This window comes from Vibrio sp. A37 (assembly GCF_059777565.1).
This window is the reverse complement of record NZ_JBLNLI010000036.1, coordinates 1-17,012: the sequence shown is the minus strand read 5'-3', so window position 1 is coordinate 17,012 and position 17,012 is coordinate 1. Positions and strand designations below refer to the sequence as shown.

The following is a 17,012-nucleotide window of genomic DNA, read 5'->3' as shown; positions in this document are numbered from 1 at the left end:
GAATCTGCTTTTATCAACTTAACGTCTACATCACCTTGGGCCGCAGAACTGAGATCGGTAATGAGTGTTTTCGCTACTTCTTCTTCACTTGCGAACTTTGTTTGGTTGAATGAGTTCAGGTAAAGCTTAAATGATTTCGATTCGATTAGGTTGATACTGTTTGATGGGATACGAAACTCTGCAACGGCAATCATTGGTTTACCTTTAGAGTTCAACCAAGAGAGCTCATAGCCTGTCCACAGATCATAACCAAGGATGCCTTCACTAGAAAACTCTTTGATATTGCTTCTTCCGCCCTCTCTTGGGATTGGGTCTAGTAGAGACGGCGTGTATGTAGAAATGTATTGAGTTTTCTTACCCAAATTTTTTGAATAATCCATTAGAGCTACCTTTTAAGATTGTTGTAGGTTTAATTTAGTAGAAGAAGTAGGTGCTTCGGCACCGCCAAGAATATATTTATTAAACAATGCTCTGGCTGCATAAATTGGACCTATTCCAAAGACAGCATAAAGAGTTTTTACGATAACTTGGCAGACAAACATAGTGATGAGTGTTTCGTGGTCTAGTACACCGCTAAAAGCGATAAATATGAAGAGTGCGCTATCAACCAATGATGCAAAAAAGGTGCTGCAGAAGACACGAATGAATAACCACTTGGATTGGGTTAATTGTTTGATTTTATGCAGTAAGTAGGCATTGACGTTCTCTGAAATGAAATAAGCGAGCATTGAAGCCATAAAGACAGAGTTAATCGAATGTACGATTGTTTCGTAGCTCTTGTTCATCGCGCCCCATCCATCGATAGTAGGTGCGTAACTACTGAAGTTGAGTATGACAAGAAGGAAGGCATTGATGAGAGCAGATATGACAATGGCCATTCTCGCATAGCGAAGGCCGTAGAACTCATTCAAGATGTCAACCAAGATAAAAGAAACTGGATATAAGAAAATGGCGAAGGGAACGATAAAGCTATCACCCACATGTATCGGCTTTACACCGGTAATGTTCGATAGCGTGAAGACGGCACTGAGTATGGTGATGATAACGGCAAATGTTATCCAGTAAGATTCTTTACGTTCTTTTAGATCGTAAGCTCCTTTAAAACCATTTGGCGCATAGAGCTTTCTACAAATCTCTTTTACCTCTCGTGGAGAGAGATCATCAGCTACCTCAGTATTGAGTATGTCATCCAGTGGGTAAGAGACATGCTTTCCTGATGCTAAAACCATTATATTGACGACACTTTTTGGCCTATTGCTAAAGCCGATTAGCTTATATTTCTCGTTAGACATTCACTCTTTCCTCTCTGATACATCCGATCAGCTTTTCATTTTCTTGCAAAGAATAATCATGGTTTTTCACTGCTAGCTGATTTGCTTGAGTGATAATAATAACTTGGTCAGTATCATTTCGTTTCAGTCGGCTAACAATTAATAATGTGTTTGGAGTAAAAAACTCTGCGAGTTTATCATTTACCCGAATTGCGACAAGGTTGCTTTCATCATATAGGTAATATGTAAGTGGAGAGGTGACGATAAGTTCTCCAATATACTTGTAGTGATTCTTTATAATGACATTTTCATCAATAATAGGAACTGCGATAGGGTTTTTATTTCCTTCTTTCGAGCTTATTCTGTTCTCAATTTCCAATGACTCGATGCATTGTTCTTCAATGATGTAACAAGTCGTACCGAAAAAATTGGCTAATTTCTCTACAGTTTGGATTTGAATGCGATTAACCTTACCGTCGAGTATCTTATATAAGGTTGTTCTATTAATACCAGTAATTTCTGAAAACGACTTCTTCGTTTCATTTCGGCTTTTGATTGCATAAGAAAGATTTTTTCTAATATTGTTTATGCGCTCTGCTGATGTTGTTTTCATATATGCCTCCAATGGAGCATTTTTCCATAGTTTATTAATAAATTCCAAAGTAAATACTTATGTGACACTGGTCTAACTTTTTTGTTAAATTGAGTGAAAAGTTAACAAAAATAATTTCATTATGTAATTTATTATGTAAATATACCAACTTGGGATCATGGGAGTTCTATGGTTCTGTCAGTTTTTAGAGTGGACGCACATTAAAATTTGATATCTTTTTAAATAAAAAGATTCACACTGAGAATATATAAGATCAGCTATGGGTTTTAATATTAGAATCCATAGCACAACATTCTTGATCAAGAATGTTGTACATAGCCAACTGACATTGTTACCCGCCTCTTCATTTGGGTAATAGCTAATAAAATCTTTACCCCATACTCATCGTGTGGGGTTTTTTTTAGGAAAAATAAGATTGAGGAATTATTCAGGTTAAGAGCGTAGACCATTAAATTTTAATAGCATTTATACATTGTAATTTTCTTTAATGATTGATTTGTAATTTTAACTATTTGAATCCTGTATCATTCTCCTTTTGGTCAGAAGAACACTAGCCATTAAAAACACCATACATTGATTAAAAAAAACCATCAGTAGAAGGATGCTAGATTTTGCACGCATTCCCTACATGACTTAAAAAAAAGTAGAAACCCCCTGAAGAAAGATTTCTACTTAAATACATCGACACTTTGGATTGGTTATTTGTCAGTAAACCAATGAAGATACCAAGACAACCTTCAACATCACATTACCAAACACCACCCCATAATAAACCGCAAATCGTGTTGTTTTGAGATCTGGTTAAAATTCAACCAATAAAAAACAAGCGCACTGTTTAAAAATTAAACTTCTATAAATGCAAGTTACTTTAGAATTAGAGACTTAGGTAGGGCGTTTGCTTGCCCCGCACTTTTCAACATACACTCAAATGAGGCCGCGAAAGCGGTCTTTTTCTCCTCAAATTCTTGAGTGATAAAAGTACTCACCTCTCTCCAATTTTCGGAAAATTTGCACTGGGATTGGGCATTTTCGTCATCAACTTTCAAGATGATTTTATAAAAAATCTTTTAATTCAACAGGATAGAATTTGGTATAATATTTGTACTTATTTCATTGTCAGCTCTCCATCAATGAGGTAACACAATGAAAATAAGTAAAAATATCCCTATCATGAGCCTTCTATCTAAGATAGAAGCATGGTGGAAAAAGCGGACATTTTAAAAAAGGAGTGACATGATGTGTAACTGCAATATAGTAATGTCACTATATAGATACTATGCATGTTGTTATGATGCTTAACCAATAAACCAACCCACGATAGGTTCATTGATGAACATCACTACAACTGCCTTCAAGTCAACACTAATGAAACCAATTCTAAGCCTTATGAAGGAATCACATTACTTATATGGTGAACATAGAGTTAAACAGTTTCTTCGAGTAATGGATTTAGAGATTGACAGCTTGAAGCCTGAAGAAAAAGCAAAGTTTAGTTCTTTTTTGGAAAAGGATAGTACAAAAAAAGTACTTTCTGAGTATGCATCTTCAGTTATCAACACATCCAGTGATACTGCGTTAGCCGCGTTGGCTTTGCTATTTGTTGGGGATTCTCAATTTGACTTGTCAGAACGCGATAAGACTAGGTTTATTTCTGCAACAAAAGGGCTAGATGAACCACAAATCCAATTATTCATGAGACTATGTAGGCTGGAAAAGCTTAAATCTGATACAGTTTACCCAATCTATGCTGTTGGTAGCGCTACTTTTGACACCTTAAACCTAGATGTCGAAGTAGATGAATTTTTTGCATATTCAGAGAACTTTCTTACCAGAGGTCTTCTTTTACGTGATCCAAGGAATAATAGAGGTGGAATGAACTTCCATTCCCCAACTGACAATGAATGGAGCTTTATTTTCGGTATCAGCGCTACCTTAAGAAAATACTCCAATTTATTAGAAAAAGCCAAAGTTTTGGCCACTTGAAGATAAAACAGCCAAAGATGCCTTGAAAGCAAAGCTATAGTTACTACAGCTTTGCTTTTAAAAATTTAGTCCTAGCTTCAATTTGAAGCTACCTAAACTTGCCAAATATCAATCAACATGCTTATAATATAAACAGTTTTAGCCGTTTGTCCTATTTGGACGAACACTAAACGCTCCTACTTGGAGCTTGTAATGTGGTTATCACTTCGGTGGTACATGTCGGGAGAGAATCTCCATAGTCTAGGCTGAAAACTAGCGAAAGCAGCGACACCACACACTCTGCTTTTACGATCAAACCTCGCTCTCTTGAGCTTAAAGAAACTCGTTCAAGAAATAGTTTGAGTGAGTCTGATGAAACCTTATCGGGATACTACAACGCCCGATAGGGTCGGTGTATCCCTTTTTTATATCTAGGAGATACATCATGACAAACCTTCAGAAAAACACGCTTACTACATTTTTAGTTATCGCGTTCCTCGCAATGCTTGCAAACATCACGGTTAATGCCGCTCAGTTTGTCGCTGCCTGCTTGATTATTACTACTATTGGCTTAATGGCTTACGTAGGATTTCGAGTATTCAAACTCGTTTTAGATAATCTTTCGACACGTCTTGTGAAGAAAACCCCTCAACCCACTGTCAATACACGAATTGCTGACTCTACTAAAGCGAAAGCAACTCGTCTTAAAGGCATGTCTGGTCAAAACCTGATGGATATTCCTGCCTATGCTCGAAAAGAGAAAGGCATTTGTTATCCAATGAACCTTCAAGTGCTCTATGGTGCTCGATATACGGTTCAAGCGCAGCAGTAATTGCTCGCCAACAGTTAAAGACCCATAAGCACACGCTTATTTAAACCTACCCATACGGGGCTAACCCGTTGGGGACAGCTCCGTTTTTGCCTGAACAAAATGGAGTTACCGAGATGAACAATTCTCACGCAACGGCTACAGAAAGTAATGTGGCAAACCTGCCGGCCAAGTCTTTGGTCGCGAAGATGGCTAGCAAGTTTGAAGTTGACCCAAAAAAGTTTTGGGACACACTCAAAGCCACAGCCTTTAAACAACGTAACGGGCAAGCCCCCACTGACGAGCAAATGATGGCGTTATTGGTGGTCGCGAACGAATACGGTTTAAATCCATTTACCCGTGAGGTCTATGCGTTTCCTGATCAAAATAATGGCATCGTGCCAGTGGTCGGCATTGATGGCTGGTCTCGCATAATTAACTCCCATAAACAGTTTGATGGCATGGAGTTTCAGTTTTCCTCTGAAACCATCACTCTGAAGGGGTTAAGTGAGCCAGTATTCGAGTGGATTGAGTGCATCATGTACCGAAAGGACAGAGAGCGCCCAACTGTTATTCGCGAATACATGGATGAGATTTACCGTGAACCGTTTGAGAAGAACGGAAAAAATGGTCCTTACGCAATTAAAGGGCCATGGCAAACCCATCCAAGACGTTTCGCTCGTCATAAAGTTATTATCCAAACTGCTCGTATTGCCCTTGGCTATACCGGCATTTATGACCAAGACGAAGCCGAGCGCATTATTGAAAGCCAAGCCAAAGAGGTCAGTTCGCAGCCAAGCATTTCGTTTGATGCCAATGACCCCGTGAGTATTGTACCGCCGCAGGAGCAGCCTGAAATTATCCAAGATTTAGCGCAAGCCGAGTTTGGGGGTTTCGAACCTGAGCGTGTACGCCAACCTGATGTTACTGATGTTCAAGTTGAACAAGAGCAAGCTCAACAAGAACAAAGTCCAGCGGTCTATGACACTCCTTTTGGGGAAGTGTCAGCCAAGGACATGAAAATGATTGATCAAATGATTCGATTCACGTGTGAAAATGGCTCTTGGGATACGACCAAAGACAGCTTCAATGAACGCTATGAAGGGGCCACCCTAGAGTTCTCCATGAATGAGCTCAACAATGCGTTCAATGAAGAGATTACAGAAGAACAGTAATTCCTATGATAACCTTAGTAAAGGAGGACTTTATGATGAGCCAAGATGATAACGTCACTCAAAAGGATTTACTCAAGCTTTTGGTTGATCAAGCTCAACACAATGCCACTCGTGAAGAGTTAAATCGTGTGGAGGATAAATTAACCAAACGCGTTGATAATGTTGAGGTTAAACTGACCAAACGCATCGATGATGTAGAGGATAAACTGACCAAACGAATTGATGGCGTTGAGGAAAAATTGACTTTACGTATCGATGGTTTAGAAGGAAATATGGCTAGCCGCTTCTCTTCAATGAAGTCGACGATTATTGTGACTGCAATCAGTTCTGTACTTGCTTTAGGAGGGCTTATGAGCGCGTTAGCTCAAATGATAAAGCCATAACGCAAAGCCGAAAAACAACCCATATGGGCGTACTTAGCCCAATGGGACCAAAGTGCGCCTTTTTTATTTTAATGATTTAAAAAAGGAGATAGCACGATGGCTATTGTTGATTTAGTACAGCGCAGCGATGCGTGGTTTGAGTGGCGGAAAACAGGCATTACCGCTTCTATGATACCCGTTATCATGGGCCTTTCCCCTTATCAAACGCCTTACCAACTTTGGGCAGAATTTGTTGGCTTGAAAGAGCCAGATGATTTGAGCAACAACTATCACGTCCAACGTGGTGTTGAGCAAGAGCCTGAAGCAAGAGATACCGTCGAAAATGAGTATGGAAAACCTTACATGCCAGTGTGTGTGGAAGCAGACCACAATACTCTCTTTAAAGCGTCTTTGGACGGCCTATATTCTTTAGGCAACGACAAAGAAGTACTCGAAATCAAATGTCCCTGTGAGAAAATTTACAATGAAATTCTCGCGCAAAAAGGTCAAGCCCCGACGTTTCAAATGTACGCCGCACAAGTGCAGTGGCAATTGAACTGTGCGAATGCTTCCCAAGGACATTTGTACTTTTATCTTCGGGGTAAGCGGCCTATCAGCACTGCGATTCGGCGCAATCATATGTTCATTGCAAAAGCCGAAGAGAAAGCGCTGTGGTTTTGGAACTGTGTACAGACTAAGACACCACCGCCAATGATGGATGGGAGAGATACCGTCGTTTACGACGTACCTCAACCTGACAACAATTGGCAAGCTCGTGTGGCTCAGTACAAAGAAAAGTCCAAACGTTTATCAGAGATGGAGAAGAAGACAAAAGCTATCAAGGCAGACTTAAAACAGCTTGAACAGTTTTTTACCTCTCAAATCCCTGACAACGTTAAGACATTCGACAAAGACGGCATACGTGCAACTCGCGTTGAACGAGATGGCAACATTGACTATCCGAAACTGCTAAAAGCGGTTGAAGATGAGTTCAATCGCATCATTCCTGATGACCTAAAAGAGAAGCACCGGAAAAAGGGCTCGTCCCATTTTCGTGTGACAGTCACAGACACTGGAGGGGGCCAGGTTGCTCAAAACGAACCCTCGACTCAAAGCGAGCCTACTCACGTCGAAGCCGAACAACCGACACTAGAGATGGTGCCAGCTGCCAAAGCCATTGGGGACATTTTATATCCTGAATCGCCAAGCCAGCCGAAGAAGGAGGAAGTGAAGGAAGAAAAGGGGAAAACACTACCGATTCAGCCTGTACCACCTTTCAACTTCTTTGAGAAATCTTCATCTAACGTGTTCTTTTAAGGAGGCGGACGATGACATTTAAGACCAAGCCAAAGCAAAAAACACCTCAGATTGAGATCGATTTGACTGGCGAACAAGGCAATGTGTTTTTCTTAATATCTCTAGCCAGAAGACTGGCCCCTCAGTTTGGCTTCGATTTGGAGAACATTACTGATCGGATGATGTTTGATGATTACACCCATGCCGTAAGAACGTTTGATACGTACTTTGGTGACTACGTCACCTTGTTCACTGACGACACCACACGTTTTGCTTAACGTATAGCGTCATTTCAGAACCCCTATCGGGCAACACTACACTGCCCACAGGGGAGTTGTAGGTTGCCTTTTTTATTTGAAAAGGAAAGCTTTATGACTCTCTCAACAAAACACTTCCCAATGGATGTCTTTGGTATCACCGGCACAAACGTGATGGTTCAAGGTTTCGAGCCTTGTAATCATCCAAACGTACCTGTGGTAAAGCCAGAGTATGTTTTTCGGCGGGAAACGCTGCGTGATGTGATTAATCATATCGATTGCAGCTTTGGAAATGGGTTACTGATTTCAGGTTCTACCGGCTGCGGTAAGACATCGGTCATTGAACAAGTGTGTGCGCGTTTGAACTATCTAACTCAATCGTTCACTTGTGGTGGCTCGACTGAGTTTATGGACTTGGTTGGCCAATGGGTCATGGTGAAAGGAGATACGGTCTGGATGGACGGTTGTCTCACTAAAGCCATGCAAGAAGGACATGTACTGATTCTAAACGAGATTGATTTAGTTGATCCCGCAGAATTAGCCAACATGAACGCCATCATGGAGGGCTCACCTTTGGTGGTTTCTCAACTCGATGGCAAGGTGATTCACCCTCATCCTAATTTTCGTTTGGTGGCAACAGCCAACTCGAACGGAGCCGGTAGTGATGGGCTTTATGTGGGCGTACAACGTCAAAACATGGCCTTCATGGATCGCTTTAATGTGATTAAGGTGGATTATCCCGATGTGGATATTGAGATGCAGATTCTGGAAAAGATGACGCCCAATATTCCAAAGGCAATTCGTAAAAAAATGGTCGAACTGGCCAATAAAGTTCGGAAAGTCTTTCAAGGTGAAGATGATAGTGGTGTCGATTTATCGATTACCTTTTCAACACGCACATTGATTCGTTGGGCAATTCAGACTCAACGAAACCAAGGTGCAAAATGTCCATTAAGCTATGCGCTTGATCGGGCTTTACTTAATCGCTGTTCTGAGCAAGAAGAGCGAGAAGCAGTCAATACTTGGGCGGTCGCATTGTTTGGTTCATCATTTGAACCAGAGAATGAAGAACAACCCAAATAGCCGCTGCTAAACACAAATCAACCATCAACCCAAACGGGGTATTTACCTCGTACAGGGTAGGTGCCTTTCGTTTGGGTCAATTAATTCAATGGAAGGTGTCTAAATGTTTGATTTTGTTTTGATCTACTACTTGTTTGTTAAGTGGTTAAAGTGCTCTGTAAAGTTTGCTATGAGTAAACGCGGTATCGTCAGTGTTCATTTAAAACAATTAGGGACTGCTGCTTATACGGCTGCGTTTATCTATTCGATAGAAAAAGGCTTTGATTTCAATGTGTTGAAGCTCTCCATTATCGGTATGATATTCGTACTAATAGCGCATAAACTAAATCGGTGGTAACATTGTTATAGGCAACTAATAACAAGGAGAAATGCAATGAACGCCATATACATAATCAGTGGTATTGCAATTGCCATCGGACTATTCACGTTGTACGCGCCAAAAATTGACAAATGGTGTGATAAGCAACTGGCAAAAAAGCACTAAGAGACAACGATAAACGCTAGCGTAAGCAGATTTATCTACATAAAGAAGCGATAAAAGTAGTTCCTAATACTTTTATCAACCGCCACAGGGCATACTCGCCCTTGGCGCAGGTATGTCCTTTTTTTTGATAAAAATTGGAGATACTAATATGACCACATACACCACTGCCACTCAGGTATTGAATGATGTTATCGCTATTCATTTACACTTTTCTTGCTGGACAGGTAGGAAAAAACTAGACGAATGCGATTTATCCATTCGAGGTGAAACACCGCCAAAAGAGGTGATTAACCTTGGTTCCAAACATACAACCGATCCAAAAGCGCTGAAGGTATTTAATACCCTTAAACGCCAAGCGGAAAGATTGTGTCTAAGCGTTGGCATTCCCTTTTTGGGTGGCTATGCAATCCCAACGAGCAAAGCCAATAATATCGCTGATGGGTTGGCCAAGATTGTAGCTAAGTATGAAACGGAGAAAGCGGCATACCTTCTCAAGCATGAAGAAACTCAATCTGAATGGATTGAAGCCTTTCCCATGTACGAGAGCATTCTTCGTAAAGCGCTAACGCCTGTTGAAGACGTTGAGCAGCGGATCAATGCAACATACTCCATGTTTCAGGTGCAATCGGCACAAAACAAAGTGACAACGGCTAATACGGGGCTTAACAACCAAGTAGACAGCCTGAGTATTACGCTCGATGCCGATATTTTAAAAAGTGCCAATAAGCTTTTAGAAAGTTTGACTAACGCAATTGCGCCAAATCAAACGAACGTAAATGGACTCAAAGCTATCCGCGAAAAAGTAGAAGGGCTAGCTTTTTTAAATAGTCGGTTTTCCACACTCGTGACTGAGATTAAAAAAATAGAGGGAGCTATGCCGATTACTGGAAAGCTATCCATAGACGAAACCAATTTGCTTTCGGGCTTATTGTTTCGGATGTCCAATAAAGACAAGCTGGCGTCACTCATGAGCACCATTAGTACGCCAAACACTGAAGTTTCTGAGTCATCAGAGCCTTCAAACTCCACTCATACCGATATAGTGTTTGATTCGGACGATTTTGAGTTTGATATAGGGAAGCCCCAAATGGATAACAATGAATTGAATAGTGCTATCAACGCCGTTTTCTTTTAACTAAAGAAAATTCGAACCACTCCCATGCGGAAACTCACCTCCGCAATGGGAGGAGAGTTTTCCTTGCAATATAAGGAAACTCACTATGACAGAGACTCTACCTATATTTATCGAAGTTCAAAATTAAGGGTGAAAGAACCTATCAAAGCGCCTTCACTGTAGAGCACGACACTTTTCTCTTATCCATTCGGCCTGTACATCGGATGGGCTGTCATAAGCCTCACTGATAATAATGGCCTTGTGATGATTGAATTGAGAAAGAAGGACGAGAGTTACGCGAAAGGCTATCAGTTCTCTGACACTATCTACAAGCAACCCACAGGGGGAGGAAACATGAAAGTGTCTATCATCTTCGAACTCAATAAGGTATTGCGACAGTGCGAGTTTCTGGATGAACACAATGACATTCGTTCCTTGCGCTTTATTGAAAGTGGAGCGGAGCACACCATGAACAACAACGAGTAAGTCGCCCTTTATAGGTATCAAGTAAAAGGGAGAATCGCTATGTGTTGTGTTAACCGTATTGACGATATATGCAGTAATCGGTGTGTCGCCAAAAATAAGGAAAGTAGGAAGCAAAAACAGTATGTTAAGTTCTTTTCATTAAATGAAGCAGAGCAATTTAAACGAGACCAAGTCGCGCTTCTTATAGAAACGGAAATACAAGCGAAAAAGATAGATAATGTTGTATATGCCGAAACTTGGCTGTGCGGAAACTGTCCATCGTTTATCGCTGGTTGTAACGAAGAAGAAGAGATTATCGTTTGCTTACCGATCATAGCCTTTAATTATTCAGAAAGGGATTTCAGCAAAGTACGAGACATATTAGAAATATGACTCGTACTTTGTTCAATTTTAGTAGCGTTATTTGTGTCAAATTTTTTAGTTATGGTGCATAAAAGCTATACCAAGCAGAATTGAGTGAGAGTAACAACAAAAATCACATACAGCCTATGTCATACATTGGATATAAACGACAGGGTAATACAAGTACTTAGCTACCTTTTAAATTCATCTTTAGCTTTATAGTTTTCCATCTCCGTTATTAAATTTTTGCAAGGAGTGCATGCCCGCAATTTTCTAATTTTATTATAACCATGGCGCTCAGTGCCTGATTTGTACCCATGATATTGTTTAACGTCACCGCTACAATTTTTATTGCCGCAGAGCAGTACTCCACAATGTCTACAATGGTGACGGCTATGCTTCTTAGCAATTCCACGACAGACTCCGCACAAACCATAGCTATCATCAACCCATAAGCTAGATATTGAGGGGCAATTAAATGGTTTAAGATCGAAAATCAAATTGTTGACCCTCGTTAAATTGGAGTCATACATTTTCTGTAATTCACCAAACCTCTCATGAATTATTGCCCATTTAGTCAAGCTATCATTATCCCTAAGAAAAGCGTACTCATCAAAAACACGGCCATCAGGATATATAAAGGCTCTCGGTAGATGGGCATACATAGAAATCTTAATTTTGTCACTCGTAGGAATCTTGTACTTAGATAGATATGTAAATAACGTATTCATCGATCTGTTGCCATATGATGGGTTACCAGTAACAATTATGATATGAGTTTTTACCGATTTTGCCCACTTTGCGGCTTGACTAAATATAACGTCAATTTTAGTAGCCGAGATACCTCCTGCTCCATGTTGACCGATCATTTTCATTCCATTGGAAACGACTAAACATTGGCAAGGCCCCATATCGCCAGTATAGAAACATTCATCTTCATTTTTGGTTACTGTAGGCTGGCCAGCCGTCTGTTCGAGTCGAGTAAATTGATGTGGCATAGTTGACCTTGGATAAGCTAAAAGCAATAGCATATATAGAAAAGATAATTAAATATATGAATATATATATTTAAAATGGCTATAAACATATTAATTAACGCCTCAACAATACAAATTATTGATACTTATCATTTTAATTAATCAACAGATGGAAAGTGGAGGTAGAAACTAGGCAATTAGCAATACTAGTAGGCGACTGAAAATGAACTCTTCCACTCATTGAGAGAAAATATATGTTACTGAGATAACGTCAAGAATATCATTCAACAATATACATTAATATATATAAATTTATATGATATCTAACTATTAACTTATGTTTAATATACAATTAAACATAAAATTTACACAAGTAACCTATACTCACAATGGTTTATATGAGTAATGAAATGAAAAAATATTGTTAGGTTTGATTATTATTTCCGCTCCGTTCTTTGCAGTCAGCAAGGAAGCAAAAGTAAAACTAATAACGAGTGACAACGTATGCGTGCACAACGGAAAGAATTATCAGAATGGCGCATACTTGTTTATAGATGGTATAGAATATGTATGTAAAAGTAATCACTATGACTCTGCTAGTGTCATTATGGATGAGTACCACTTTGTACCGGCAACTAAATATGGATACTTGAATTAAATCATTATCCTTAATGTGCATGATAGGTTGAATTGGTATCTAGGCCAATAATTAGAAAATCATATCATAAATTTTTAGGCAAGTAGGACAATAAACTAATTATCATTCTAAATAGGCATCTGGTTAATTGAAAATAACTAGATGCTTATTAGATATTTTATGGTAAATTGCTAATGTTAAATCTTAAGTTAACAGTCTACAAAAAGGGAAGCGGTGTACTAAATCACAACCATTATTAATTTAACATAATTATATTAATGCGTACTTAAATTGTAACTGCAATATAGTAATGTCACTATTTAGCCAGATTAAAATGTCACTCTAGTCTACGTTTCTAGTGCAGGTTTCTTTGGCTAAGGTTCCAAGACATGCTGATAACTATGAGTGAACATGATATTAATCGTTTTAAAGTCATCCAAGATGTGTGTGACCGTCGGCTTCGTCGATGTGATGCTGCTGAGCTTCTTGGCTTAAGCGTTCGACAAGTTCAACGCTTAATGAATCGGTTACGTGAATTTGGTGCCTCGTCCTTAGTTCATCATTTGCGTGGAAAACCTGGTAACCGCCGATACCCATCTGAGTTTCGCGCTGTATGGTCGAATGCTACATGATCTAAATATCGAGTTAATATGTGCTAATAGCTCTCAAGCTAAAGGTCGTGTCGAACGCGCCAACTCCACGTTACAGAACCGCCTCGTCAGGGAGATGCGTTTACAAGGGATTAATACCATTGAGGAAGCGAACGCATGGCTGCCCTACTTCATTGATGACTACAACCGACGCTTCGCAAAATCGCCCAACTATCCTAAAAACCTTCACCGACCAGTCAAAGAAACGACTGACGAGTTGGACGATATTTTCTCTTGGCATGAGATAAGAAAGTTATCTAAGTCCCTGACTTTTCAATATGACAAGGTTCTTTATCTGGTTGAACCAACAGAAGAAAACTCACGACTCGTCCATGAAGAAGTCAAAACTCTTAATCCAGTTTTAAGAGATTTCCAAGTTAAAACCAATAATAAAAAACGTTCAACCAGCTAATTGAGTGACATTTTAAACTTGCATTAACATTAAGTTGTAAGCTCGCATTACTACAACCAAGCAATCTAAATAATAAGAACTAGAACAACTTCGAGCTAGGCTCGTTATCCTAAGCAGTTATTCATAAGTCAGCTCACTTTCTGTTGGATCTCTATTCGAAATTACCCTAAAGATCACTACCTCCATAGAATATTACACTTCAGAATGAAGCTACAACTGCATATTTACAATATAACACAACATTTAGTCGGGTATTGAATGTGATTAGTGACAATATTACCATTCTTATTAAATGAATATTTATATATATATGTACCATCAGGCGAGTGTGATTTTATAGCCTTCATACCAGAGTTCGTATCGCTAATTTCACATATTTGAGCAACCATATTCCAATTTGCTCCATCGTAATAGAAAAAAACATGAGTTAGTATATTTGGGGTATGGGTTCCATATGTTTCCTTCCCGAATACAAGCTTATTATGATGGTACTTATTATCACTTTCTTTATATTCATTTTCATGAAAAACTTCCAATCTATTATTATGTATTTCCACAATTATCGTACATCCTGTAAGTGGCGCTGTGAAAGCAAAGTTATCTCTAGGGTTGTTTTGAAATAAAACTAACTTCGGTATATATTTTTTAGGAAGATAAGTCCTTGAATAATTATTATTTGGTTCCTTTTTATATATAGTATCGCGACTACTCCTTCTTGTGTTAAGTAGAGAAGTAGTGGTTAGTTTTAGTTTGTCACTTATATTCTCAACGCTACTCCCAGCCGTTTTTATATAGGGTAAGTATGAACATGAATTATTTAAATTAGTTACCATATTACCTACTTTTATTATTTGTAGATCTGTATAACTTCCATGCTCTGAGATAACAAATCTTATATTATTATAATTACTAAGTTTACTTTGATTTTTGCTAAATAACTGACCAGAAAATCCATTAGACAATAAGTTACTCTGACAATATGAAAATGGATCTTTAATGAATTCTTTTAAATTTGGCATTATAATTATTCTCACTAAAACTAAACATCGATTTTTACAACTAAGATGGATGTGATTTCTATATCAAAAAACCTATCATCAATATTATTCTTACATTAAAACAAATTCATTTATGGAATATTTAATCTAAAATATGGAATATATGATAATAGACATAAAATATATTTATGATAAAATAAATATACGCAAAAATTTGGTTTAACTTATTGATTTGTTTGTTTTTTTAATTTCATGTTATTTTTCATATTAATTAAAATTTAATATGAAACCTATTTAATTATCTAGTTGAATAATTAAAACGACCAAAATATCTTAGAATTAATCTACGAATAAACGTGATAGATATCACACTAAACTAGCTCGGCTTAATCAGCACAGTAAGTACAGAGTAAGCTTTTTATCTGAATATCATGATGAAGCGATAAGAATACTGGGTAGAATGGTTTTTGATGCTTCAACTCATCAGTGTATTTTTTCTCACAAGACGAATTATTAACAGAATGAATAATTTCATATGCAGAAAACAATAAAGTCCCTTCGCTAAGAAGACAGTTTTAACAACAAAGTGATTAAAGCTGCCTTATTAGCGAAGGCTCTAGACAAAGCCTTGGGGTTATCTCATAAAATTTCTAAATTTTACATAAACTTAAAGGCCAGTAACATGAACACCTTTGTTGAGAGAGCATGTTATCTCAACTTTATTTCCAACGGGCTTCATGCTGTTAGCATCAACAACCTGTGTTTCCAATAACAACTGATTTTGGGAAGTTATAGAGTAGACATTATACTCGTATATAGGAATAGAATAATAATGTGGATTATTAAGAGTAAAGTCTAGAGAAGAAAATTTAATGTATTCATTTGTGAACATTATTCTCCTCGGTGAGACTTGAGCAAAAACATCAAAACTTGGTTCACACTGAGAGAAGTCAGCCACTACTGTGATTTCCTTCCCTTTTTTTAGAGCAGTGTCGATATCAGAAAAACTTTTTAGGTTAGCCGCACTGGCATTACTAGCCCAGATAGCTAACGAAGCGAGCAAAACATACTTCATAGGATATTCCTTATCTTCCATGAATTTTTATATCTCTGAATCTTTCAAATTCTTAGCAGAAAACCGGACACTCAAAAGTGGAGTGAGAAAGTCATCAACCATTTAAATGTGTATCAAAATTTGCTGCTTATAGTTGTGGAGCTATACCACTAATCAAGTCTAACCTTTTGATATCATAGACTGAAGTCATTTTTAAGAGAAAAGACATGGAAGTCAGGTTTGCAAAAACAACCATTGCTGTGGCGGTTGGATATCTCATCGCAGGTATTACGGGTAGTTTAATCCTAGGTTTTGCGTACTATTTAGTTAGTCGTGACCAAGTCCATACCCGAAAAAACACTCAAGATTGGACACTTCCTGACATCCCAATGCCGCAAGGGTTTGATACCCAAAAGCGTAAGTCGGCTGGCGATTTTGGGGAGTCATTAATGCAAGATGCTCTTAGAAGAATCAAAGGCAATCTCATTAATGGGTATATCACATCCGAAAATATGGTTCATAAGAACAAGAATTTTGAAATTGATTTTTTAGTGCTGATTCCTTACGTGGGCTTAGTTATCGCTGAAGTGAAATACCATGCTGGCAAGGTTTACTGTACTTCAAATAATGAATGGAAGCAGGAATACTCGGACAGCCAATATCAATATCTAAAGAATGCTTCGTTACAAGCACTTAGAACGAAATCTCTTTTTCAAAACCTATTAATGTGCAATCGGATGGATCGATGGCCTCTTTACCGAACTTTGGCGTAAAGCATCGCCCAATGCGGGCGGTGATATAAGCCATTATTGCAAAGCAATAATTTTGCAGGGCTTAACGATTTCTGTAAAATTCTCGCTATGAAACGAGCCTATAAAGAAAGATTTTATCCAACAGAGCAGCAAGCCGAACTACTAGCAAAGTCGTTTGGTTGTAGTCGCTTTGTTTGGAATAACTCTCTTAAATACCATACTGACGCTCATTCAGTGATAGAAAAACGACTAGTCCCGCTAAAACAAGAGTTCGAATGG

Annotated in this window: 18 protein-coding genes and 3 pseudogenes; 15 read left to right on the top strand and 6 right to left on the bottom strand. The window is 38.5% G+C overall.

The window, feature by feature from the left end:
* From ACM2FC_RS22905 to ACM2FC_RS22895, 3 genes and pseudogenes are all read right to left on the bottom strand, one after another.
* Positions 1-380: pseudogene (locus ACM2FC_RS22905) on the bottom strand (NADPH-dependent 7-cyano-7-deazaguanine reductase QueF); the annotation flags it as partial.
* A gap of 12 nt (positions 381-392) precedes the next feature.
* Positions 393-1,292, bottom strand: coding sequence for a queuosine precursor transporter (locus ACM2FC_RS22900; RefSeq protein ID WP_498483358.1), 900 nt, complete (start codon positions 1,290-1,292; stop codon positions 393-395).
* The gene (locus tag ACM2FC_RS22895; protein WP_498483357.1) at positions 1,285-1,884 is read right to left on the bottom strand and encodes a helix-turn-helix domain-containing protein; all 600 of its coding nucleotides are present in this window, start codon (positions 1,882-1,884) and stop codon (positions 1,285-1,287) included. Before ACM2FC_RS22895 ends, ACM2FC_RS22900 begins: the two co-directional genes overlap by 8 nt.
* 1,329 nt (positions 1,885-3,213) lie before the next feature.
* Here ACM2FC_RS22895 and ACM2FC_RS22890 point away from each other — a divergent pair.
* The 11 genes and pseudogenes from ACM2FC_RS22890 (at position 3,214) to ACM2FC_RS22840 (ending at position 11,283) form a co-directional block, all read left to right on the top strand.
* The gene (locus ACM2FC_RS22890; protein WP_498483356.1) at positions 3,214-3,867 is read left to right on the top strand and encodes a hypothetical protein; all 654 of its coding nucleotides are present in this window, start codon (positions 3,214-3,216) and stop codon (positions 3,865-3,867) included.
* Positions 3,868-4,291: 424 nt separating this feature from the next.
* Complete coding sequence (locus tag ACM2FC_RS22885; protein ID WP_498483355.1) at positions 4,292-4,678, top strand: hypothetical protein; 387 nt, start codon at positions 4,292-4,294, stop codon at positions 4,676-4,678.
* A gap of 158 nt (positions 4,679-4,836) precedes the next feature.
* A pseudogene (gene bet / locus ACM2FC_RS22880) lies at positions 4,837-5,502 on the top strand (phage recombination protein Bet); the annotation flags it as partial.
* 359 nt (positions 5,503-5,861) lie between these two features.
* Complete coding sequence (locus ACM2FC_RS22875; RefSeq protein ID WP_498483354.1) at positions 5,862-6,212, top strand: hypothetical protein; 351 nt, start codon at positions 5,862-5,864, stop codon at positions 6,210-6,212.
* 96 nt (positions 6,213-6,308) lie between these two features.
* Positions 6,309-7,508 (top strand): lambda-exonuclease family protein, encoded by a 1,200-nt coding sequence (locus ACM2FC_RS22870; protein WP_498483353.1) that lies wholly within the window; start codon positions 6,309-6,311, stop codon positions 7,506-7,508.
* Positions 7,509-7,519: 11 nt separating this feature from the next.
* Positions 7,520-7,765 (top strand): hypothetical protein, encoded by a 246-nt coding sequence (locus ACM2FC_RS22865; protein ID WP_498483352.1) that lies wholly within the window; start codon positions 7,520-7,522, stop codon positions 7,763-7,765.
* A gap of 93 nt (positions 7,766-7,858) precedes the next feature.
* Complete coding sequence (locus ACM2FC_RS22860; protein ID WP_498483351.1) at positions 7,859-8,827, top strand: AAA family ATPase; 969 nt, start codon at positions 7,859-7,861, stop codon at positions 8,825-8,827.
* Between the two features lie 103 nt (positions 8,828-8,930).
* The gene (locus tag ACM2FC_RS22855) at positions 8,931-9,164 is read left to right on the top strand and encodes a hypothetical protein (protein ID WP_498483350.1); all 234 of its coding nucleotides are present in this window, start codon (positions 8,931-8,933) and stop codon (positions 9,162-9,164) included.
* Positions 9,165-9,459: 295 nt separating this feature from the next.
* Positions 9,460-10,446, top strand: a complete 987-nt coding sequence (locus tag ACM2FC_RS22850; RefSeq protein WP_498483349.1) for a DUF3150 domain-containing protein — start codon at positions 9,460-9,462, stop codon at positions 10,444-10,446.
* Positions 10,447-10,689: 243 nt separating this feature from the next.
* Positions 10,690-10,911 (top strand): hypothetical protein, encoded by a 222-nt coding sequence (locus ACM2FC_RS22845; RefSeq protein WP_498483348.1) that lies wholly within the window; start codon positions 10,690-10,692, stop codon positions 10,909-10,911.
* 39 nt (positions 10,912-10,950) lie between these two features.
* A complete protein-coding gene (locus ACM2FC_RS22840) occupies positions 10,951-11,283 on the top strand; it encodes a hypothetical protein (protein WP_498483347.1) in 333 nt (110 codons plus the stop codon).
* Between the two features lie 161 nt (positions 11,284-11,444).
* Here ACM2FC_RS22840 and ACM2FC_RS22835 read toward each other — a convergent pair whose 3' ends face one another.
* Positions 11,445-12,251 carry a hypothetical protein gene (locus ACM2FC_RS22835; RefSeq protein WP_498483346.1) on the bottom strand — a complete coding sequence of 269 codons (807 nt, stop codon included), beginning with the start codon at positions 12,249-12,251 and terminating at the stop codon, positions 11,445-11,447.
* A gap of 400 nt (positions 12,252-12,651) precedes the next feature.
* Here ACM2FC_RS22835 and ACM2FC_RS22830 point away from each other — a divergent pair, with 400 nt between their 5' ends.
* Positions 12,652-12,888, top strand: coding sequence for a hypothetical protein (locus ACM2FC_RS22830; protein ID WP_498483345.1), 237 nt, complete (start codon positions 12,652-12,654; stop codon positions 12,886-12,888).
* A 380-nt stretch (positions 12,889-13,268) separates the two neighbouring features.
* Positions 13,269-13,872 (top strand): annotated as a pseudogene (locus ACM2FC_RS22825) (transposase family protein); the annotation flags it as partial.
* 281 nt (positions 13,873-14,153) lie between these two features.
* Here the strand turns inward: ACM2FC_RS22825 and ACM2FC_RS22820 are convergent.
* Positions 14,154-14,948 (bottom strand): hypothetical protein, encoded by a 795-nt coding sequence (locus ACM2FC_RS22820; RefSeq protein WP_498483344.1) that lies wholly within the window; start codon positions 14,946-14,948, stop codon positions 14,154-14,156.
* A 646-nt stretch (positions 14,949-15,594) separates the two neighbouring features.
* A complete protein-coding gene (locus ACM2FC_RS22815; protein ID WP_498483343.1) occupies positions 15,595-16,002 on the bottom strand; it encodes a VirK family protein in 408 nt (135 codons plus the stop codon).
* A 206-nt stretch (positions 16,003-16,208) separates the two neighbouring features.
* On the opposite strand from ACM2FC_RS22815, the gene ACM2FC_RS22810 reads away from it, so the two are divergent.
* Together ACM2FC_RS22810 and ACM2FC_RS22805 are read left to right on the top strand one after the other, a co-directional pair.
* Positions 16,209-16,754, top strand: a complete 546-nt coding sequence (locus ACM2FC_RS22810; RefSeq protein WP_498483342.1) for a nuclease-related domain-containing protein — start codon at positions 16,209-16,211, stop codon at positions 16,752-16,754.
* 87 nt (positions 16,755-16,841) lie between these two features.
* Positions 16,842-17,012, top strand: a 171-nt coding sequence (locus ACM2FC_RS22805; RefSeq protein WP_498483359.1) for a helix-turn-helix domain-containing protein, incomplete at its 3' end; no start/stop codon positions are given.

Coding starts and splice junctions, on each gene's coding strand:
- ACM2FC_RS22860 (WP_498483351.1), top strand. CDS start 7,859: ATGACTCTCTCAACAAAACACTTCCCAATGGATGTCTTTGGTATCACC.
- ACM2FC_RS22845 (WP_498483348.1), top strand. CDS start 10,690: ATGATTGAATTGAGAAAGAAGGACGAGAGTTACGCGAAAGGCTATCAG.
- ACM2FC_RS22820 (WP_498483344.1), bottom strand. CDS start 14,948: ATGCCAAATTTAAAAGAATTCATTAAAGATCCATTTTCATATTGTCAG.
- ACM2FC_RS22850 (WP_498483349.1), top strand. CDS start 9,460: ATGACCACATACACCACTGCCACTCAGGTATTGAATGATGTTATCGCT.
- ACM2FC_RS22840 (WP_498483347.1), top strand. CDS start 10,951: ATGTGTTGTGTTAACCGTATTGACGATATATGCAGTAATCGGTGTGTC.
- ACM2FC_RS22835 (WP_498483346.1), bottom strand. CDS start 12,251: ATGCCACATCAATTTACTCGACTCGAACAGACGGCTGGCCAGCCTACA.
- ACM2FC_RS22870 (WP_498483353.1), top strand. CDS start 6,309: ATGGCTATTGTTGATTTAGTACAGCGCAGCGATGCGTGGTTTGAGTGG.
- ACM2FC_RS22875 (WP_498483354.1), top strand. CDS start 5,862: ATGATGAGCCAAGATGATAACGTCACTCAAAAGGATTTACTCAAGCTT.
- ACM2FC_RS22810 (WP_498483342.1), top strand. CDS start 16,209: ATGGAAGTCAGGTTTGCAAAAACAACCATTGCTGTGGCGGTTGGATAT.
- ACM2FC_RS22890 (WP_498483356.1), top strand. CDS start 3,214: ATGAACATCACTACAACTGCCTTCAAGTCAACACTAATGAAACCAATT.
- ACM2FC_RS22885 (WP_498483355.1), top strand. CDS start 4,292: ATGACAAACCTTCAGAAAAACACGCTTACTACATTTTTAGTTATCGCG.
- ACM2FC_RS22900 (WP_498483358.1), bottom strand. CDS start 1,292: ATGTCTAACGAGAAATATAAGCTAATCGGCTTTAGCAATAGGCCAAAA.
- ACM2FC_RS22855 (WP_498483350.1), top strand. CDS start 8,931: ATGTTTGATTTTGTTTTGATCTACTACTTGTTTGTTAAGTGGTTAAAG.
- ACM2FC_RS22815 (WP_498483343.1), bottom strand. CDS start 16,002: ATGAAGTATGTTTTGCTCGCTTCGTTAGCTATCTGGGCTAGTAATGCC.
- ACM2FC_RS22895 (WP_498483357.1), bottom strand. CDS start 1,884: ATGAAAACAACATCAGCAGAGCGCATAAACAATATTAGAAAAAATCTT.
- ACM2FC_RS22865 (WP_498483352.1), top strand. CDS start 7,520: ATGACATTTAAGACCAAGCCAAAGCAAAAAACACCTCAGATTGAGATC.